This is a genomic window from Shewanella sp. 10N.286.52.C2 (assembly GCF_002874545.1).
Lineage (GTDB): Bacteria > Pseudomonadota > Gammaproteobacteria > Enterobacterales > Shewanellaceae > Shewanella.
In genome coordinates, this window is record NZ_MCTV01000014.1 from 58,349 (window position 1) to 76,918 (window position 18,570).

Genomic DNA, 18,570 nt, shown 5'->3' on the forward strand with positions numbered 1-18,570 from the left:
ATCAAAATCGCTTATTTTTGACAGCTTAATGTGCAGTATGCACTTTGGTTTTCAGCCAGCTTTTAAAATCTTTTTCTGTGGGGATACGTTTTGCTGAGTGACCTAGCAATTGCGTTAACGCATAACTAAATTGATGATATAACTTAGGATCGTCATGCTGCTTATGGCCATCATCGATATTAATTACTGCGCCGCGTAAGTAATTCATCACCAACTCAACCCGGTCAAAGCCTGCCACTTCACCTATTTCACGTATGGTATTTTCATTCCAGCGATAAGACTCAGCGGTCAATTTCTCATAACGTTGACGATAATAATCGCTGCAATTATTCAGTAGAGTTTCATTGGGCAGAACCCGCTCAATGACAAAATGTTGCTCAGATAAAATACTAAACAAACGCTGGCAGTGATGGAAAATAAAACGTTGATAGGGATCGGGGTACATTGCTGTATCTGACTCAATTTGCGCTAACCACTGCTCGAACTGGGCACAGCCAACTGCCACTATCAAATCAGCCTCAGTGGTGAAGTGATTGTAGATTGTCCCTTTGGATATTTGACTTGCTTTCACCAAGTGAGAACGGCATAAATCAAAGATTTTATGTCCTTTTAAGCACCTTTGAGAAACCTCAACTAAATAGTCTCCCCGCTGATCCCAACTGCTCATCCTGACCTCGGTATACTTTATGTAAATTTATTGTTTCAACTTCACATTCAAACAATAACAAGCTTTAAGGAAACCCTATACTGAGTAATACTAATACCACTATGAACAATTGTAATAGCCAATGTTAAAAGTTGAATTGTTAGAAAGTTTTATTGCGGTTGCCGAGTGTGGCAATTTATCTAAAGCTGCAGAAAAAATTTGCCGCACCCAATCAGCTTTAAGCCTACAAATCAAAAAGCTTGAAGAAAGTGTCGGTCAAACTTTGCTACTTAGAGATAACAAAGGGGTGTCACTGACTGAATCCGGTGAAACCCTACTTAATTACGCCTATAAGATGATCCAACTCAATTCACAAATATTGGATGAACTTAAAGATAATTCCAACAAACAAACTATTCGCTTTGGCGTCCCAACTGATTACATTAAACGTTATTTAAATAGTTGTTTATTAGAATTTATTCGTGAATTTACCCGCATTGAATTAGTGATCGATACCGATGTTAGCGGCAACTTATATAAGCGGCTGCAACAGGGTGAATTTGATGTGATTGTGGCCACCCACTGGCAGGCTCCCGTTAATGGTGAGTTGTTATTTGAACGCCAATTTCATTGGGTCGCAGCTAAAAATGGCAATGCCCATTTGCACAGTACCATTCCAATGGCGCTGTATCCTGAAAACTGCCCAATTCGAGCGCAAGTTTTTGCTAATCATCAATTATCGATGCGACCAATCAATGTATTGCTGTCTTCACCCTCACCTAATGCGCTGTGCATGGCGGTGGAAAATGACTTAGCCATTGCCCCTATTGCTGAATTTCGCATTAACGATAAGATGCAAATATTGGATCCTATTGAGCATGGTTTGCCGCCATTGCCGGTATTTAATGAGTCGGTGTACGTTAATCCAGAAACTCAAAGCCCTGTCACGGAGCAATTAGTCAACTTGATCAAAGCCAATGTGGTATCACTGGCATCTGCAAAGGTTTAACCCTCTCTTAAAACGTCTTTTTAAACACCTGCTACCGAAATAAAAACATAAAAAAGGAGCGATAAACGCTCCTTTTGTTTGGGGATAACACTAAGCTGTAAGCTTATTCTTTATGCTTGCCGTACTCAAAGGTGTGACAATTACTGCACAGTGGCTTTTTCGCTTTATGCTCGCTGTGACACTCTTGGCAAGGTAGCTCTTTACCATAGTGCAGATTGTTATGCGGGTTTTGCCACTTATCTTCTTCACTGCGAGCAGTTTGTTCAGCTAAATCATCTACATTGTGGCACGCTAAACACGATTCATCAGATGGATATTGCTTCATGCCTTGGTCATGGCACGCTTTACAATCTTTACCGATAACGTCTTTATGGTAGTCACGTATTTCTACTGCTTGAGCTGATAAGCTGGCGAAACTAAGCATAGTCAGTGCAAGCATAATCTTTAATGTTTTCATCAATAATTCCTCTTGTTTACTTGCTATGTTAAGCATTCATCATGCTACGAGCGGCAGTCATACCCATCACCATACATTCAGGTATCGAACAACTTCCTAAACGGCTGACCCCATGGATCCCACCACACACTTCACCTGCAGCAAATAAACCTGTTATCGCTTGTCCTGTGAAACTGTCTTTCACTTCAGCTTTAGTAGTAATTTGCACTCCACCTTGGCAGTAATGCACTTTTGGCCATAAACGCACCACGGTAAATGGTGCTTCAATGTACTTACCAGCAGCCTTGGTCATGTTCTTACCAAACTGCTTATCCTCACCAGATTTAACATATTGATTATATTCTTTAATCTGCGCTTTGAGTGCTTTAAGTGGCACATTAAAATGGCTCGCTAATTCATCAACCGACTCAAACTTCCAACCGACGTTATACTTAATCACCTTCTTGGTATTTGGATGCTTTTTAGAATCCTTATAGCTGGTAATAAGCAGTGGCGGATAAGCATTACCTTGCTCGTCACGACAACTTAACTCAGCATCGGCGCGTGTTTTACGGTCCGCAATTTCATTCATGAAACGCTTACCGGTTAAGCGGTTTACCGCCATTGAATGTGGGAAATTATAAATTGAGTAGTTAGACACATAGCCAAAACCCCCTTCATCAGGAGATGCCCATGGGCCAGATTGAATATGAGCTAAATGAACTGGCACCGCGCCTAAGCGGAACATTTCGTACATGCCTTCACCTGTTGCGCCGGGTGCGTTGGTACAACCCACTTCAGCAGTAAGTGTTGGATCTTGCGCCATACGTAAATTAACATTTTGAGCAAAACCACCAGTGGCCATGATCACCCCACGTTTCGCTCTCACATTAATCACTTTGCCTGGTTGGTCTTCTTCAAAGTGATAGTTTTGACGCATTTTAACGCCTAATACTTCACCTTTTTCACCGACTAAGAAGCCTTCAAACTTCGAACGGTTGTGGGTGTTAACACCTAACTCACGGCATTTTTTAAGTAATGGCTGAGTGATCCCCGCGCCGCAACTTACGGTTGTTTGATAAGTACGAGCTACTGAGTGACCACCAAGTTGTTGTAAATACGGATGATATTCAGAACCTGCATCTAAGGTCATTTGCAGTGCTTCAACAGCATGCTCTGCTACATGACGTAATAAGGCTTCATCTGCAATACCACGACCTGCTTTCATTTGATCGGCCACCATGCGCTCAACTGAATCGTCAACGCCTTCTTGTTGCTGCATTGGCGTTCCCGGCGCAGCAAACAGACCGCCATTAATGGCGGAGTTACCACCAAAGTAGGACATCTTTTCAAAAATATGCACATCTTTGGCGCCAAGCTTTTTCGCTTCGATTGCTGCTGCTAATCCGGCAAAGCCCGAACCAATAATCACAATTTCAAATTCTTCATCCCACTTAACACCTGCAGCTTTTTCTGATACTGCCATCGCAGGAGCAACCATTGCCGCGCCAGCTGCTACGCCTAAACCCGTGATAAATTTACGGCGTCCCAATAAGTCTATTTTAGTCATCGGTCATCACCCTTTTGTTTTGATTGACACCGATATAGTAGAACTGGAATCGATTCCAAAATGGGAACCAATGTTAAATTATGTCGAAAGTGGTTATTTTTATGTCACTAATCAATTGTAGGTAGAGTTTTCAATAAAAATGTAACAGGTGAAGTGTTTTGGAATGAGTTCCAAAAAACATAACCTTTATTTCACAGCGTACTGAACTGGGCAGCTTGTAACCAAGCTGTTAATACTAATTGTTTTTAGGTAACATTGTCTTTGAGGACGACCTCAGCAATTGCGCACAAGCCACAATTGATACCATAAGGGGACGGCCCCATCTGATAAACACAGATAGGAGCCCAAGATGTTCAAACCTCATTTTATTCTCGCCATCATTACGCTATTAGTCAGTCTATTCAATCCAGCACAAGCTACTGAGCAACCATCATCCCTTTATGGCATCCACGGTATGACGTTATTTGGCGGTGAAGATGGCCTGTTTGCCTCACACTTACCCATGTACCACCAACCCCACAACGTGCAGATGATCATGCAGTTTCACTTTGTCGACATTCAAGTTGATAACGCAGTAAAAAAACGGCTGCAACAGCAGGCAACCCAGCCGCAACAACTATGGACTATTGTGCCGCAGCCATTTGATTTGATGACGCTAAAACCCACCATCGATAATGCGTTACCTCAGTTAACCATTGACGTGGTTGAAGGCCACTTTGAACGTGGTGGTGTCAGTCAATTCTTCGAGCAAGCCATTATGATTGATAAAATCATGTTGTTTTCGACCTTAGATATGCAACAAGGCCAACCAAAATCCAGCATTACTGATTATCTTAATATTGCTGCAAGCCCCACTAGCCCCAACCAGTTTTTAATTAAACGCTTAGAAAGTAGGCCTGAAGCCGACCATTTATTGCGGGTAACCAGCCATGACTTATCTGATATATCTAAAATAGCGGTAACAACAGCATCAATACATCCGTCAGTCACTGAGATCACAGCCTCGCTAAATGCACAAACTAATCGGCAAGAATTACATCAAGATGATGTTATTGAGGTCTATCTTGAAACTGATGAATTACAGTAATGGCCGCATTATCACTAGCGGCGATCAAACACCACAGCGCTGAAGGCCCGGGGCGTATTCAAGACTGGTGTAACAGTCACGGCCATCAGCTCACCTGTTTTATGGCGCCTTTAGGCGCGCTGCCTAAGTTAACTAATTTTGATGGGCTAATTATTTTAGGTGGGCCTACGGATGTGGCAGACAACCCGGCGTGGATGCAGGCCGAGCTTGAATTAATAAAGGATGCTATCGACATTGATATGCCGATTTTAGCCATTTGCTTAGGGGCGCAACTATTAGCCACAGCCCTGGGAGCCAGCCTGTATAAATTAGAACAGCCCGAACTCGGCTGGCATGAGGTTAAGCTGTTATCAAACGGATTAGTCGCTGAAACACTAATGGTGCCTCAATGGCATTTTTATGGGTTTGATTTTAATCAGCAAGCCCAAGAAAACAAGCCTATGAAACAAGTCAGTATTGAAGCCAGTTCAGTACTATGTCACCAGCAAGCCTTTCGCCACCAGCGTCAATTAGGGCTGCAGTTTCATCCCGAGTGGCATGAGCTACAAATACACGCCTTAATTGAACACTTTAAAGATGATTGCCCATTCGATACAGAAACTAAGCCGCTATTGCAGCAGCAATTAGCGCTGTGGTTTATGTCATTATTGGACTCAATGTTTAAGCCTAATGACCACTAAGATTTTGTCGCTAGATTCTGCATTAACGATACTAGCACTGGCTAATAGTAATGTTGGGTATTAGTGGCTTATCTTTTTTCTTTTCCTGTTTGTGTTTATACATTCGTTGATCCGCTAGTGATAAGCACTCTGATTGATTTGCTGTTTCAAAGCTTGTGGCAATACCAAAACTTAAACCTATATTCTTCCACCTAGTTCGCTGTAATTCCTGCTCTGTTTTGAGCAGTGCTACTGACAATTGCGAAATCACTGAAGCTGTTTGTTGAAGATTTGTAATTTCAGCCACCAAAATAAACTCATCACCTCCAGATCTGAAAATAGTTCCCAAACCTTGAAGTTTTTGTTGAATAAGATCGACTGTGGAAATTAATAATTTATCGCCTTCATCATGGCCAAATGTATCGTTAATCTCTTTAAAACCATCAAGATCAATAAATGTTAGACAATAGCCCCCAGTTAGCTTGGCGAGCTTTTCATTTTGAGCATAGCGATTGCCTATTTTTGTTAATGGGTCTATCCGAGAAATAGTATAACTGCGATGATAGTCCTTCTGTTTTATTTGCAACCATTCAGTCAATGATAACAAAATACAAATACAATCAATTGTTAATGCAACTTGCACAATCAATTCTGTAGAGATATTCCAATCAAGTTTTAGGGCATGAGATAAAACATAAGCAAACAGAGACAAGCCATATAACAGGTTACCTATTAAATAATATTTGGCTTTAAAATCCAAAGTGGTGAGCATAAAGATGCCTGTCCCGATACTTATTGGGATCCATACAGCTGCAATAATATGGGATATTAAGAAGCTGTTATTAAAGGATAGAAAAGGCATCAATAAGCCAAGAGTAACGCTGACTATTGATAATAAATTAAATAGCTTTGCGAATTTACTATGCTCCTGAGGGCAATTAAACAGTAGCTTAGTAAATTGACTTGCAGAAGCGATAGCAAACGGAAATATCATGATGCCAATATAAACAGGGTTAAAAGCGCTGACACTAAACAGCTGCCCGAAACTTCCAGAGGCAACAAGCCAACCTAAACCATGAAAACCAACATATCCGGCGCAGGCTAAGGTCACTAAATATCGGGTTCTGAAATAGATAAAACATGCAATTAAAGCGAGTGTAATCATCACCGAGAAAGCCATAGTATTAATGCTATTGGTAATAAATTGTTTGTTATAGAAAGCCGCTTTACTATAAATATTAACGTCTACCGGTGTGGCGAATTTTTTGGCTTGTATAAAAATCCACAGTACACCACGCTCTTGTTGACTCAACATCAGTGAGAAGGTTTGTGAATGAGCTAATTTAGGGTTTGTACCAGTTATTTGCCCAAAGCTTGCTAAAGCAACAACTTCACCTTGCTCTGACTGCCAATATGCAGTCCCTATGTCTAAGTAATTTGTATATAAATTCACAAACCGAGTGTGCTGAATATCACGACTATTGGCTAGTGGTATCCTTGCCACAAAAGCCCCGTTTCCTCCCAAGGTAGAAGTCACTTGCTTGGCATCGGCATATAAGAGCACTAGATCGGTAAATCGAGGATCTGAAATCAGGGGCGAAGTTTTATACCAGAGATTTTCCTCAACAATTTCAATTTTATCGCGTTCATCTAACGTAACATAAGGGCTAGCACTTACCGTACCAACGGCAAGTGAGATAAGAAAACAAACAAAAAGTGCGGTAATTCTTGCTATATTATTGATAAAATTTAGTCCTTTAAATTTATTTTTATTCCGCATAACATACGTGTTATTAAATTTAATTGTAGCTGCTAATTATATATTTCGTAGCGGAAACCTTTTACTTTGTTAAGCTCTAATAATGGTTTTATTCCTAATCAGTTAACTCTACGCTCTATGCCACCATGAAACGTTAGCCAGCTCAAAAATTAACAGTTAAATAAAACGCTCACAAACCAGACTATTACAACAAGCTCATCCCAAACAAAATTTGCGGTAGATCTTCACTTTCTATTATCTATTACGCTAAGCTAACTACCAACAAAATACTGAATTATAATGGAATAATATAAAAAGCTATTTTAGATGAGTACGGCTCAGTTGCCAGTTGATTACTCTTCATAACAATAATAAAAGTAAGGACACATAGAACATGTACCAGAATAAACAAGCTATCGCATTAGGAACTCTAGTATTTATGACCTTCACAGGGGTCATCATATTGATCTTAGCCTTGTGGGCTTGGCCAAAATACAACGTCTACAAAATGGAACTCAATGGACAGGCAGCGTTAAAAGAAGCCCAATGGTCAAAACAGATCCTTATTGAAGAATCCAAAGCCAGAGAACAAGCAGCTTTAATGCAAGCTAAAGCGAGAGTCACACTTGCCGAAGCAGAAGGTAAGGCGCTAATTGTTCGAGCAAAATCTGAGGGCGCAGCTGATATCGAACTTGCCAAGGCTGCAGCAGAAGCCAACAAGATCATTGGTGAATCATTAAAAGATAATGAAGCTTACTTACGTTATATCTGGATAAAAGGCTTACAAGACGGCAGTGGCGAGCGGATTTATATTCCTACCGAAGCGGGAATGCCAATTTTAGAAGCTGGCAAAGCTGGAAGCTAAATAATTTGCTGTAATTTCAGTGTTCAATATACTCAAGAGAAAACAAAAAAGAGGATTATTAATCCTCTTTTTTAGGTTTAGATGCTAGCCCAAGTCTGAGCTAGTACAGTTAATTAGCCTTCGGCGCTAAAGCCTCTGAATTTTTACTACCATTTGCTGTTACTGGAGGCATATTACTTTGCTTAATTGCGCTGCGAGTTGCATCAGTTAAGAAGTTTTCACCACTCACTAAGTCATTTAACGTGCCAGATTTTGAGTCTACCAACCCAAGCTCTTGCAGCATTGAGTCTACCAGTGGTGCATTGGCACGATAATTAAGCGCTGCCGAGGTAATTTGCTCCGCCATACCTGACGTTCCTGTTGCTACGCTAGCATCGTTACCAGGCCCAGCACCATGGTAGCCTTGAAGAATCTTAATACCATCTATATTTTCTAAAGGTTTAACGGCATTAGCCACGATTTCAGGCAGCACTTTTAATATCGCGAGGGCTTTTTGCAGCTCAATTTGCTCATCTTTCAAGGTGTTTTCAGCTTCATACAAAGCTTGTTTACCAGCAGCTTCTACAGCAAACACTTTTTCATCTGCTTCTGCTCGCAGTTTCTTTGAATCTGAATCTGCCCTTGCATCAGTTAATATCGCAATGGCTCTATCTTCAGCAGCTTGTTTCTCTGCCGCAGCTTGAACTGTCACCCCGACAGCTTCTCGCTCAGCTTCTTTCTTAGCGTCAATCACTTCAATTTCTTTACGACGGTTTGCTTCAGCAACCTGTCTTGCAGTAATAACCGCTTCTTCTTTTTCCACTTTGTCTTTTTCAGCACCTGCAGCTTTGGCTCTTGCTGCCGACTCTTCTTCTGACTTCACTGCGACTGCAATTTGTTTTTCTTGTTCAGACACTTCAATGTCGCGTTGTTGTTGAATTTGTGCCTGAGCAAGCGTCCTTTTCTTATCAATCTGACGAGTTTCAATGTCTTTTGATTTCTCAATTTCAGCGGCTTCAATGGCTTGTTCTTTTGCAATTTCAGCTTCACGCTCTTCACGCTCATTACTCTCACGGGTTTTGGCAATTTCAGCTTTTTGATCCGCACGTTTAAAAGCAATTATTTGCTCTTGGTTTAGGCGTGCTTCCTCTTCTTCTTTTTTTATTTCTAGAGATTGGCGCTCAGCTTCTAAGTTTCTGCGCTGGATTTTTACGCGGTTTTCTTGTTCAATATCATTGGTTTCTTTACGTTTTTCTTCAATAATTTTAGCCAGTCTTGCGCGGCCTTCAGCATCAAAGGCATTATTTTCATTAAAGAATTGCAGGTCAGTTTGGTCAAATCCTGTTAGTGATACTGACTCCAGTTCTAAACCATTTTTCTCTAGATCATTAGCAACACTTTGTTGTACTTTTTGCACAAAATCAGTTCGTTGTTCATGCATTTCGGTCATGGTCATTTCAGCAGCAACGGCGCGTAGTACATCAACGAATTTGGACTCCATTAGCTTCTTAAGCTCTTCCACACGCATGGTTCTTGTACCCAGCGTTTGCGCTGCCATAGAAATGCCTTCTTGGCTTGGGGCCACACGCAAATAAAAATCTGCTTTAACGTCCACTCGCATTCTGTCTTTGGTGATCAACGCATCTTTTTGGGTTTTCTCGACTTCAATACGTAAGGTATTCATATTGACTGGAATGGTTTCATGCAACACAGGTAGGCAAATAGTACCGCCGTCTTTTACGACTTTTTCGCCACCAAAACCGGTACGTACAAAGGCAATTTCTTTTGAGGCGCGAATGTATAATTTAGCGAAGATTAATCCGATGGTGATAAAAGCAAGGACTGCTATACCGGCCATGATTAAGATAAACATGGTATTTGAACTTGAAGATATTTCTAGGGCGTCCATTTCTATTCCTTTAATAATTACAAATGATGGTTCTATCCGTGATTTAATTTTTGAAGCTTATTGATATTTCAGTGTTGAAACTTATTACTTAAAACGGCTCAAGCCTAGCGACTAGCCAAATACTGCCAGACTTACGTAGCAATACGACCTGTTCATTTTGACTAAAGCTTTCTTCTGCGAATTCTGGCGCCACCATCACATAATGTTTCTGAGAATGTTGATCTACCAGTACCGCTTCTGCAGGACTATTTAGTTTGGCGGTGCCGACTGTAATTTTGGCTGACAGACCACTAAAACTGTCTGTAGATACCGCTAGTGACTCATTTTTAGGGAGAATTCTTGCCAAAGGTCGCCCAAGTATTGAGGTACTAAAAAGACTCGCGATCAGCACTATAGGCGTACTGATTATTGGGGAGGTTAAGTGGCCAGCATAAACGTAGCTCAAGAAATTTAAACTGTAGCCTAGGAGCGTAAAGCTGGTTAACAACAGCACTAACCAAATAAGTAATGGCAACTTATTAAGGCAAAGCCAACCCAGTAACGGCGTTAACCCTGTTTGAGCAACATCAATGCCTGCATCAAAATCTAAATCGATTGGGGATATGTGATCTAACAGGCTGGAAATACTGAAACCAATGACTAAGCCAACTCCCTCTAAAACAGCTAGGGTCAGCACTAAAGTCAATGCTATCGCATAGGGTGTATTGGCATTGATTAATAAAAATTCGAGCATAACTGTATTCCTTTACAGCAAACACCAAGCATCTAAATAGCGAATAGATGGTGTTAAATGAGGGTTTAAAGTCGTTTTGCATTAAAACGCTATTAACTCTCCAAAATTCAAGGTTAACAACAATATCAGAACAAAAGTATCAGAACAAAAGTATTTGTAAACAGTCACCTAATTGATTTATCACTCAAGTGAATCTGCAAGTGCTAGCTAAAGCGGTCAAATTGCCCTTTGCAGAGAATTTGACGCCTATTAACAACAGCGCTAGCTTTCTTCACACAAGGCTTTACCCGCAGCGTAGCAGCTTGGCTGGCGTGGACACACGGCGCCGCGAGAGCAAATCACCCGAGCATCATTGTCTATGCCGCGCTCAATCCAATTGATATTCAGAATTTTAGCCACACTGGTTAAATCAGCTTTGATGTGTTTTGGAATGGCCACCAAACCGCCATTATCAACACAGGCTTTCTTTAAATCGGCGGTAATGGATTTTGCATCCTTGCCTTGGGCTTCAATGGCAGGGTTGAGATCAATGCCCGCACATAGCACATGTGGATTGCCTGCAGAATCATCAACTTTAATGGATTCACAGCAATAAATTCGCGGCTCGTTACCGACATTTAAAATCGAGATCTGCGCCGAGGTGCCATCAGTGCTAGGTTCATTAATTTTTCTAAACACTGCCCAGTGATGACATGGATCTTCAACAATGCGCATATTGCCCCACGGCAGTGGAATACCATTGCCACGATAAACCGCTTTTAGCTTTCCTGGCGCATAGGCATCAAAGTAATGCCAGTGTGGATAAGGTGACACTACCGTCATGCGGCGCATTGCCACTGATGCTGACACTTGCAGTTGTTTATGTACCGCAATTTCATAGCCATGACGGTCGAGTAATTGTCTAAATGGCACCTTGGGACATAATAAAGCGCCAGCAAAAAAGCTCGATTCAAAATCACGCCATGCATGCAAAATATCTTGAGCATTAAGGGTATTTGATTGCATTGAGCTGTCATCATCAATTTCTACCCGACGCCCTGAGGTCATCACACTTTTAAGGCCATCTTTATTGTGTAAAACACAATGGCCAATATGCACCGCCAAGTCATATTTTAATCGCGGTACATTGGCTTTCAGGGCTTTATTAATATAAATCGTCGCTGGCGGCTCAAAAAATGAGGTGGTTAATCGGGCTGAACTTGCGCCAGTTTCATCGATCACTTCTGTGGGGATTTCATCAATCCACTTGATTTTAAGCCCCATACTTTTAGCGATATTAAGCATTTCTTCAGCCGCTAGAGGCAGTTGTTTTTTACCAATATCTTCAGCGGCTCGTTCTAAATCTGGGAAGTGATTTTGATGATGCTCTTGATGGGCGCGAATAAGTAACTGGGCAAATTGCCTGCCTGATGTACCTGTTTGCGATAACATTTCTGGAATGGCAATTTGCAATATATCATTTGAAAATAAGAAACTAGGCTCAAGCGGCATGCCGCTAACACCGCCATGACGGCCTTTTTCAGGGGTGATTGACTGCTCTTCTGGCATGTCATCTAAAAACCATTCCACATCTTTTTGAAACACGGTTGCGATCACGGCCAGCATTCCTGCACTGGGGACACGTTTACCGCGCTCTATCATCGAAAGGTACGACACTGACGGCGCCGAACTGGAATCCACTCGAATACATCGAGCGGATAAATCTTCCATGGTCAGGTGATTGCGTTTACGTAAATTACGAATCTTAGTGCCAAGGAAATGTGACTTTCTCATCAAGCTTTGATCATTGCGCATTTTGTAAAATTCACAGTGTAAAATTTTTATTGTGAAATTGTAGTGAAAAATACACTAGACTACAAATTAAGCAATCGGGAAACAGTGTTTGTTTTAACAAAACCCGTTTAAGCCAGTAAATGTTAAACCAGTACGCAGGGCATTAATTGCTGAAAACAACCAGCAAGTGCCGACATCAAACGAAGAGGATAAGGTTATGATTATGACTACTATGAACCACAACACAGCCGCTCACGACCTTAACAGCTTCATTGAAGAACAAATTGTGGCCACCAGCACTAATGCAGATAAAATCACCAACGCGAAAATATTTTTAGATAATAACTTTCCATTGGCTAGCGGGACTCATGCCGATGTAAGTAGCTACGTGATTTACTACACTCATCTGCTAGCATTTATGAAAGATGGCAGCCAATGTGGATTGCAAAATCCTTGTCAATTTGTGGCGTTAACTGGTCATAAAAGCGACCCAACATCTATCGTGTTAAAAAATAACGATACCCATGTTGAAGTGAGCTTTGACCGAAACGGTGAACTGGGTGCTAACGACCCAGCGCATATTGAAGATATTCAAGTGGCACTGCCGATTAAGAATTTACCGACACCTTACAAGCAATGGGTAAGCATGCTGCATTCACGTTGTTTACCAACTGAAGGTAACTGCAAAGTGTTTACCGCCAAAGATGGCAGTGACTACGCTATGCATCAGCGTTAATTGTTACTCTCTATATCGCTTAAGATAGCAAAAATAGCCCATTAAAAAAGTCCAAGCTGTATTCATACAGCTTGGACTTTTTTATTGCTGGCATTTGTACTAAAACTAAACTCAAGCTTTAAGCCAGATTCAAGCCACACCGAGTTTAGAGCTATGCCAGAGTTAAGTAAACCCTAAAACTCTTGGTTCATCTTTGCTAAGCAGCTTTGTAAAACCTGTAGATGTTCTGGGTCGATATTGCGGCTCAAGTCAGCCACTAAATCTAAATGTAATTGATTATGCTGGCGATGAATCACTTGCCCGGCTTCTGTTAACACCACCACTATCGAACGTCTATCATCGGGGTGAGCGCAGCGTTCAATTAGCTGAGCTTGGACTAATTTATCCACCTGAACAGTTAAGGTGCCAGTGGTTATCGCCAGCTTTTGCGCCAACTCCTTCATGCGTAAAGGACCATGATTGCCCAACACTTCAATGGTATGGGTTTGCGCCAGTGAATAGCCGGTTTCTTTTACCACCGATTGCTCCCAAGAAGCCATCTTGTCGTAAAATTCAGTTAGTAAGTGATTTAGGTTTTGTAGATTTTTCATTATTTAACAGGATGAACCTCAAGGGTGAGATGATTAATTTTATCAAAATTCGCCAATAATTGTTTGTATTCAGCAATGCTTTTATCAACATGAGACTCAAGAATGATAGCCGCCGAGTAATGATCGCCACTGATTTTCCATATATGCATATCTTTGATGCTGGCAAAGGGCTGTAATGCTTGTGTTATCGCCTGACGATAATGCTGATCAATATTTTCATCCAGTAACACTGGGCTAGTTTGCTTTAATAGCCCTAAGGTCCACTTACAAATCACCACAGCGCCCACCATACCCATTACCGCATCAAGCCAGTTCCAGCCATAAAACTTACCAAAAATAAGCGCCACAATAGCCAGTACTGAGGTCAATGCATCGGCTAACACATGTAAATATGCCGCCCTTAAGTTGTGATCGTGATGCGGCTTATGTTGGTGATCATGCTGATGTTCTGCTTGCGCGGTTTCATCGCGGGAATGGTTATGTGAGTGCTGATGTGAATGATGATGTGAGTGGCTATCGGAATGAGCATGCCCGTGGGAATGATCATGGCCATGATGATGATCGCCAAGCAAGAACATGCTGACAACATTTACCGCCAAACCAATAAAGGCCACCATAATCGCTTCATTAAATTGAATATTTTGCGGGTTAAACAGACGGTGAATCGACTCTGCCATCATCAATAACGCCACTACCCCAAGCACTATCGCACTGGTGTAACCACCTAATACACTGACCTTGCCAGTACCAAAGGAAAATTTATCACTGCCAGCATGTTTTCTAGCATAGCGATAAGTAAATAAGGTGATACAAAACGCCGCAGCATGTGTGCCCATGTGCCAACCATCGGCTAGTAATGCCATTGAACCGTACATCGTACCGGCGACAATTTCTACCACCATAGCGGTAACGGTTAAGATCAACACATACAAGGTGCGCTTCTCACCTGTATTGTGCAACGAACTAAATTGATGATGATGTTGATTTAAAAATTTCAAAAGCCACCTTTGTTTGAGAATCAAACTATTTGTCATAAATAGTATTTTGACCATCAAGCAATGTCAATATACTCGTGAACAATAAAGCTGTGATTTTAGCGGCGATTAACAACAGGTAGCCGTTGAAATGCAGCATAATTAAAAACTTTCAGTTCAATTTAATCGTGCCATGGCAATCTAGTTGTTACACTCAAGCATCGACGCTGCGGGCAGACTTGGTGACGGCTGTCACAAGAGTTCGCCATAAACCGCTGCAACATTTAATTTCAGAGATCATCAAAGCCTCATGACAACTGCTTTTTCTTCGCGCTTTAAACTGTGGCTATTTATTGTTGTTGGCTTAGTTTGCTTAACGCCTGTTATCTCTTCTCCTGTTGCCTTGCTAATGGGTTTCACCCTTGCCAGTATTGGCATGGTGCCAAGCCATATTGACTTAAATAAGCTCACTAAAAAGTTATTAGCCTATTCAATTGTTGGTTTAGGTTTTGGAATTAATTTACCTGAAGCGCTTGCTGCCAGTAGTCATAATCTTGGCTTAATCGTCGGCTCTATTTTTTTTACACTCATGCTCGGCATTGGTTTAACCCGATTAATGAAATTAGAAGTTAAGACGGGCCATTTAATCAGTTGCGGCACAGCGATTTGTGGCGGTAGCGCGATAGCCGCAGTCGCGCCTGCTATTAATGCTAAGAACGATCAAATTGCGGTTTCACTGGCATGTATTTTCCTACTCAACTCTGCTGCATTATTTTTATTTCCCACCATTGGCCATGCGTTATCACTTAGCCAATATGATTTTGGTGTTTGGAGTGCGATTGCCATTCACGATACTTCATCTGTGGTTGGCGCCGCCTCTGCTTATGGTGATGAAGCCCTTAAAACCGCCACCACCATTAAACTGGCTAGAGCGCTTTGGATCATTCCTATCGCGTTATTGAGTGCAATAATTTTTGACGGTGATAAATCAAAAATATCTATCCCGTATTTTATTGGCTTTTATTGCTTAGCCATTCTTATTGCTTACTTTATTCCACAAGGCCAGCCCGTTTATAACGTGCTGTTTAGCGTATCCAAGCAGTTGCTTATTGTGTGTTTGTTTTTAATTGGCGCTGGTATCACGGTCAGTAAAATGCGCGCTAATGGGCCAAAACCGTTAATGTTGGGGATCATATTATGGCTGGCGATTGGCAGTACATCACTTGGGTATATTTTATTGACGGGAGATTAACTTGAGTAGCTGTTGCGGCAATGTCTGCGCGAAATGCTGTTAAAGGTCTTGTTGGTTATTCTGCTGCTTAATAACCTCTGACTGTTCTTGCTGAATATCAGGTTTAGCTAACGCCAGTGCAATCAGGCCACTAAATGCTAGTAGCTCAATCACAGCGCGGGTTAAACCCGTTGTTTGCACCGAGGCAACAATGGCAATAATGCACAGGCAAACTATCGCGCAGGCTTTAATGATTTTTGAATTTAGCAGCCGAAACATAATAATGAGATAACAACCTTTCTGAATATGAAAGGTTATTATCGGAACTGTCCGTTTAAGCCGCCAATATCTATTTTTACTATGTTATACAATTAACGCGACGGTTTACTGGTATGACGCTTGTTAACGCTACTGGCCATTAACCAATGACTGGCAATTGAAAACACACAATAAGCACTAAAATAATAAAAGCCTATTTCAAAGTGGGCAGTGGTTGTCAATAGTTCGCCCATACCGGCAGAAGCATTGCCCGCAATATAAACTATGATTAGCGCCACCACAAATACATCTGCCATTGACCACTTTCCAATCGCACCAATGAATCTCATTAATCCATATTGCAACGGCTTAAATATTGGCAGATTGACCATCAACATAGTCAGTAACTTAATCGCCGGAAAAACGATACTGAATAAACCCACTAATGCTGCAACTAAAATATTATTGGATTGATATAACTCATTGACGGTATCAACAATACTGCGGGTTTTATAAAAAACCTCTACCTCTCCTTCAATATTATCAAAGCCGAGCATACTCACCGCCATATCCAGCATACTGCGGGCATTACTGCGGTTATCTTCAGATAAGCTTTCGGTAAACATGGTCACGCCGGCTTCAACTAACTCCGACTTTTCGATGGAGCCTTGGATGGTCAAAATGGGTTGAGTCACCCCGGGAATTAATAGCGCCAGCGACAGGATTATCACAACAATGCTCAGTAGCGACTTCATCTACAACTCCATGGTATTGAGATTGGTATTGGCTAATAAAAAGGGCTTGGGTCCACAGCTAATGACCGTGGCGATACACCGCGGTCAATATTGAGGTTACATTTGCGTAAATCAACTAAGGTGACTTCGGTATAGCGCTGATGCTTTTGTGAATAAAAGCATTTTACCACTGGATGTAACGCATCTCTGCCTGTTGACTCCCATACAATGCCCACACGTTCATCAGACAATTGCACCAACGAGCCCACAGGGTAAATGCCCACACAGCGGATAAATTCGTACACCAAAGTTTGATCAAGATGGAACGGGGTCAAACTCATTAAAATTTTAAATGCAGCAGCTGGGCTCATGGCTTCTTTGTAGCAGCGGGTCGCGGTAAGTGCATCATAAATATCCACAATACAACTCATACGCCCATGTTGCGGGATCTCGTCGCCTTTAAGGCCTTTGGGGTAACCTTTGCCATCAAGCTTTTCATGGTGCATCAAACACACATCTTTACTCACCTGAGATATCTCTTGGGTATCACTCATGATGTCGATGGCATACACCTGATGCATCTTAATCAGTTCAAACTCTTCTGCCGTTAATTTTCCTGGCTTGTTGAGTATTTTGTTATCCACTTGCACCTTGCCAATATCATGCAAGATCCCACCCACAGCAAGCTCTTTAAGCAGTGAGGCATCAAGACCTAGGTGCTTACCAAAGGTCACTAGCAAAAATGCCACGTTAACTGAATGCTCAAGCAAATAAGCGTCTTTGGTTCTTAATGCTGATACACACCTAAGTGCATCGGCATCATCCATCACCGACTCGAGCATTTTGTCGGCAACATCTTCAAAAGGAGCCACCTCGACAGCCTTGCCTTGATAGGTTTCAGACAAGACTTTACGCACTAATGTTTTTGCTTCAGTGAGGATTTTTTTAGCTTGAGTTTGTTTATATTCTCGGGTGTTGGTTATCTTTTTTACCAGTGGGGAATTGGGCTTTTTCTTTAAACCGCAGCCATCAGCTGAACGCTCAACATCAACCCATACGGTTTTAATACCGGCTTTGGCAAGCTTTACCATGGCGTCTTTATGCTTGATCTGCCCAGCATTACTAATCGCCACTTTGCTATCATTGCGATCAATCGCCACCACAAACATCCCCAGACTTAAGCGCTCTACCGGAATACGGATAATGTCTTGGGACTCAGGTAATACCGTCATTGATGGGGACCTCTCCTAAAAACCTTAATATCATGTAAATAATTGCTAACATGTTGAGTTTTATGTGCCCGACATGTAATTATTTAAAATGCATTTTATCCTTTTTAAGCAAAATTAACTAAAATAAATATAGCAAAGTGTAAGCTCATGTAAAAATAACGCAGCCAATGATAAGTAAGTTTAAAAACAGCCTAGTAACTGATGATATAAGCCATTATGATCACAGCATCGATGCCTGAAGATTGACAGTTTTTGAACCCTTAACTAACTTAAGGCATAATTCATATAAATCCTTTTACGCTTTTTCATTTCAATTATTTGAGATATTGACTCTGGAGTCTGCATTGGCTGGTCATATTTTTTTTGAGCACTTTAACGAGTTAATCAAAA

The 18,570-nt window shown here is 41.4% G+C and carries 18 protein-coding genes; 6 read left to right on the forward strand and 12 right to left on the reverse strand.

Features of this window, described 5'->3' with window-relative positions; all coding sequences use genetic code 11:
- Nucleotides 1-25: 25 nt before the first annotated feature.
- Entirely contained in the window at nucleotides 26-667 is a 642-nt protein-coding gene (locus tag BCU94_RS06920) for a TetR/AcrR family transcriptional regulator (protein ID WP_102439372.1), read from the reverse strand.
- A gap of 121 nt (nucleotides 668-788) precedes the next feature.
- Between BCU94_RS06920 and BCU94_RS06925 the strand changes: the two genes are divergently transcribed.
- On the forward strand, nucleotides 789-1,655 hold the full coding sequence (locus tag BCU94_RS06925; RefSeq protein ID WP_102439371.1) for a LysR family transcriptional regulator: 867 nt from the start codon (nucleotides 789-791) through the stop codon (nucleotides 1,653-1,655).
- Nucleotides 1,656-1,758: 103 nt separating this feature from the next.
- Here BCU94_RS06925 and BCU94_RS06930 read toward each other — a convergent pair whose 3' ends face one another.
- Together BCU94_RS06930 and BCU94_RS06935 are read right to left on the reverse strand one after the other, a co-directional pair.
- Nucleotides 1,759-2,112 carry a cytochrome c3 family protein gene (locus BCU94_RS06930; protein ID WP_102476012.1) on the reverse strand — a complete coding sequence of 118 codons (354 nt, stop codon included), beginning with the start codon at nucleotides 2,110-2,112 and terminating at the stop codon, nucleotides 1,759-1,761.
- Between the two features lie 28 nt (nucleotides 2,113-2,140).
- On the reverse strand, nucleotides 2,141-3,661 hold the full coding sequence (locus BCU94_RS06935) for a flavocytochrome c (protein ID WP_102475973.1): 1,521 nt from the start codon (nucleotides 3,659-3,661) through the stop codon (nucleotides 2,141-2,143).
- A 349-nt stretch (nucleotides 3,662-4,010) separates the two neighbouring features.
- Between BCU94_RS06935 and BCU94_RS06940 the strand changes: the two genes are divergently transcribed.
- Together BCU94_RS06940 and BCU94_RS06945 are read left to right on the forward strand one after the other, a co-directional pair.
- On the forward strand, nucleotides 4,011-4,748 hold the full coding sequence (locus BCU94_RS06940) for a hypothetical protein (RefSeq protein ID WP_102475974.1): 738 nt from the start codon (nucleotides 4,011-4,013) through the stop codon (nucleotides 4,746-4,748).
- Nucleotides 4,748-5,428 (forward strand): type 1 glutamine amidotransferase, encoded by a 681-nt coding sequence (locus tag BCU94_RS06945; protein ID WP_102475975.1) that lies wholly within the window; start codon nucleotides 4,748-4,750, stop codon nucleotides 5,426-5,428. The genes BCU94_RS06940 and BCU94_RS06945 overlap by 1 nt, the downstream gene beginning before the upstream one ends.
- A 31-nt stretch (nucleotides 5,429-5,459) precedes the next feature.
- Here BCU94_RS06945 and BCU94_RS06950 read toward each other — a convergent pair whose 3' ends face one another.
- Nucleotides 5,460-7,187, reverse strand: a complete 1,728-nt coding sequence (locus tag BCU94_RS06950) for a diguanylate cyclase (RefSeq protein WP_102439360.1) — start codon at nucleotides 7,185-7,187, stop codon at nucleotides 5,460-5,462.
- A 373-nt stretch (nucleotides 7,188-7,560) separates the two neighbouring features.
- On the opposite strand from BCU94_RS06950, the gene BCU94_RS06955 reads away from it, so the two are divergent.
- The gene (locus BCU94_RS06955; RefSeq protein WP_102475976.1) at nucleotides 7,561-8,031 is read left to right on the forward strand and encodes a hypothetical protein; all 471 of its coding nucleotides are present in this window, start codon (nucleotides 7,561-7,563) and stop codon (nucleotides 8,029-8,031) included.
- Nucleotides 8,032-8,140: 109 nt separating this feature from the next.
- Here the strand turns inward: BCU94_RS06955 and BCU94_RS06960 are convergent, their stop codons facing one another.
- The 3 genes from BCU94_RS06960 to BCU94_RS06970 form a co-directional block, all read right to left on the reverse strand.
- A complete protein-coding gene (locus BCU94_RS06960) occupies nucleotides 8,141-9,919 on the reverse strand; it encodes a flotillin family protein (protein ID WP_102475977.1) in 1,779 nt (592 codons plus the stop codon).
- 88 nt (nucleotides 9,920-10,007) lie between these two features.
- Nucleotides 10,008-10,652, reverse strand: a complete 645-nt coding sequence (locus BCU94_RS06965) for an OB-fold-containig protein (protein WP_102475978.1) — start codon at nucleotides 10,650-10,652, stop codon at nucleotides 10,008-10,010.
- Between the two features lie 261 nt (nucleotides 10,653-10,913).
- The gene (locus BCU94_RS06970) at nucleotides 10,914-12,446 is read right to left on the reverse strand and encodes a DUF3612 domain-containing protein (RefSeq protein ID WP_102475979.1); all 1,533 of its coding nucleotides are present in this window, start codon (nucleotides 12,444-12,446) and stop codon (nucleotides 10,914-10,916) included.
- Nucleotides 12,447-12,648: 202 nt separating this feature from the next.
- On the opposite strand from BCU94_RS06970, the gene BCU94_RS06975 reads away from it, so the two are divergent.
- Nucleotides 12,649-13,161, forward strand: a complete 513-nt coding sequence (locus BCU94_RS06975; protein WP_241901072.1) for a malate synthase — start codon at nucleotides 12,649-12,651, stop codon at nucleotides 13,159-13,161.
- Nucleotides 13,162-13,334: 173 nt separating this feature from the next.
- Here the strand turns inward: BCU94_RS06975 and BCU94_RS06980 are convergent, their stop codons facing one another.
- Together BCU94_RS06980 and dmeF are read right to left on the reverse strand one after the other, a co-directional pair.
- Nucleotides 13,335-13,751 carry a MarR family transcriptional regulator gene (locus BCU94_RS06980; protein ID WP_102439355.1) on the reverse strand — a complete coding sequence of 139 codons (417 nt, stop codon included), beginning with the start codon at nucleotides 13,749-13,751 and terminating at the stop codon, nucleotides 13,335-13,337.
- Nucleotides 13,751-14,749: a CDF family Co(II)/Ni(II) efflux transporter DmeF gene (dmeF, locus tag BCU94_RS06985; RefSeq protein ID WP_102475980.1), complete on the reverse strand. Its 999-nt coding sequence runs from the start codon at nucleotides 14,747-14,749 to the stop codon at nucleotides 13,751-13,753. The genes BCU94_RS06980 and dmeF overlap by 1 nt, the downstream gene beginning before the upstream one ends.
- A 286-nt stretch (nucleotides 14,750-15,035) precedes the next feature.
- Between dmeF and BCU94_RS06990 the strand changes: the two genes are divergently transcribed.
- Nucleotides 15,036-15,977 (forward strand): putative sulfate exporter family transporter, encoded by a 942-nt coding sequence (locus BCU94_RS06990; protein ID WP_102475981.1) that lies wholly within the window; start codon nucleotides 15,036-15,038, stop codon nucleotides 15,975-15,977.
- Between the two features lie 39 nt (nucleotides 15,978-16,016).
- Here BCU94_RS06990 and BCU94_RS06995 read toward each other — a convergent pair whose 3' ends face one another.
- The 3 genes from BCU94_RS06995 to BCU94_RS07005 form a co-directional block, all read right to left on the reverse strand.
- Entirely contained in the window at nucleotides 16,017-16,235 is a 219-nt protein-coding gene (locus tag BCU94_RS06995; protein WP_102439350.1) for a hypothetical protein, read from the reverse strand.
- 92 nt (nucleotides 16,236-16,327) lie between these two features.
- Entirely contained in the window at nucleotides 16,328-16,969 is a 642-nt protein-coding gene (locus BCU94_RS07000; RefSeq protein ID WP_102475982.1) for a paraquat-inducible protein A, read from the reverse strand.
- A gap of 32 nt (nucleotides 16,970-17,001) precedes the next feature.
- Complete coding sequence (locus tag BCU94_RS07005) at nucleotides 17,002-18,180, reverse strand: HD-GYP domain-containing protein (protein WP_102439348.1); 1,179 nt, start codon at nucleotides 18,178-18,180, stop codon at nucleotides 17,002-17,004.
- Nucleotides 18,181-18,570: the final 390 nt, after the last annotated feature.

Coding starts and splice junctions, on each gene's coding strand:
- BCU94_RS06920 (WP_102439372.1), bottom strand. CDS start 667: ATGAGCAGTTGGGATCAGCGGGGAGACTATTTAGTTGAGGTTTCTCAA.
- BCU94_RS06925 (WP_102439371.1), top strand. CDS start 789: ATGTTAAAAGTTGAATTGTTAGAAAGTTTTATTGCGGTTGCCGAGTGT.
- BCU94_RS06930 (WP_102476012.1), bottom strand. CDS start 2,112: ATGAAAACATTAAAGATTATGCTTGCACTGACTATGCTTAGTTTCGCC.
- BCU94_RS06935 (WP_102475973.1), bottom strand. CDS start 3,661: ATGACTAAAATAGACTTATTGGGACGCCGTAAATTTATCACGGGTTTA.
- BCU94_RS06940 (WP_102475974.1), top strand. CDS start 4,011: ATGTTCAAACCTCATTTTATTCTCGCCATCATTACGCTATTAGTCAGT.
- BCU94_RS06945 (WP_102475975.1), top strand. CDS start 4,748: ATGGCCGCATTATCACTAGCGGCGATCAAACACCACAGCGCTGAAGGC.
- BCU94_RS06950 (WP_102439360.1), bottom strand. CDS start 7,187: ATGCGGAATAAAAATAAATTTAAAGGACTAAATTTTATCAATAATATA.
- BCU94_RS06955 (WP_102475976.1), top strand. CDS start 7,561: ATGTACCAGAATAAACAAGCTATCGCATTAGGAACTCTAGTATTTATG.
- BCU94_RS06960 (WP_102475977.1), bottom strand. CDS start 9,919: ATGGACGCCCTAGAAATATCTTCAAGTTCAAATACCATGTTTATCTTA.
- BCU94_RS06965 (WP_102475978.1), bottom strand. CDS start 10,652: ATGCTCGAATTTTTATTAATCAATGCCAATACACCCTATGCGATAGCA.
- BCU94_RS06970 (WP_102475979.1), bottom strand. CDS start 12,446: ATGCGCAATGATCAAAGCTTGATGAGAAAGTCACATTTCCTTGGCACT.
- BCU94_RS06975 (WP_241901072.1), top strand. CDS start 12,649: ATGACTACTATGAACCACAACACAGCCGCTCACGACCTTAACAGCTTC.
- BCU94_RS06980 (WP_102439355.1), bottom strand. CDS start 13,751: ATGAAAAATCTACAAAACCTAAATCACTTACTAACTGAATTTTACGAC.
- BCU94_RS06990 (WP_102475981.1), top strand. CDS start 15,036: ATGACAACTGCTTTTTCTTCGCGCTTTAAACTGTGGCTATTTATTGTT.
- BCU94_RS06995 (WP_102439350.1), bottom strand. CDS start 16,235: ATGTTTCGGCTGCTAAATTCAAAAATCATTAAAGCCTGCGCGATAGTT.
- BCU94_RS07000 (WP_102475982.1), bottom strand. CDS start 16,969: ATGAAGTCGCTACTGAGCATTGTTGTGATAATCCTGTCGCTGGCGCTA.
- BCU94_RS07005 (WP_102439348.1), bottom strand. CDS start 18,180: ATGACGGTATTACCTGAGTCCCAAGACATTATCCGTATTCCGGTAGAG.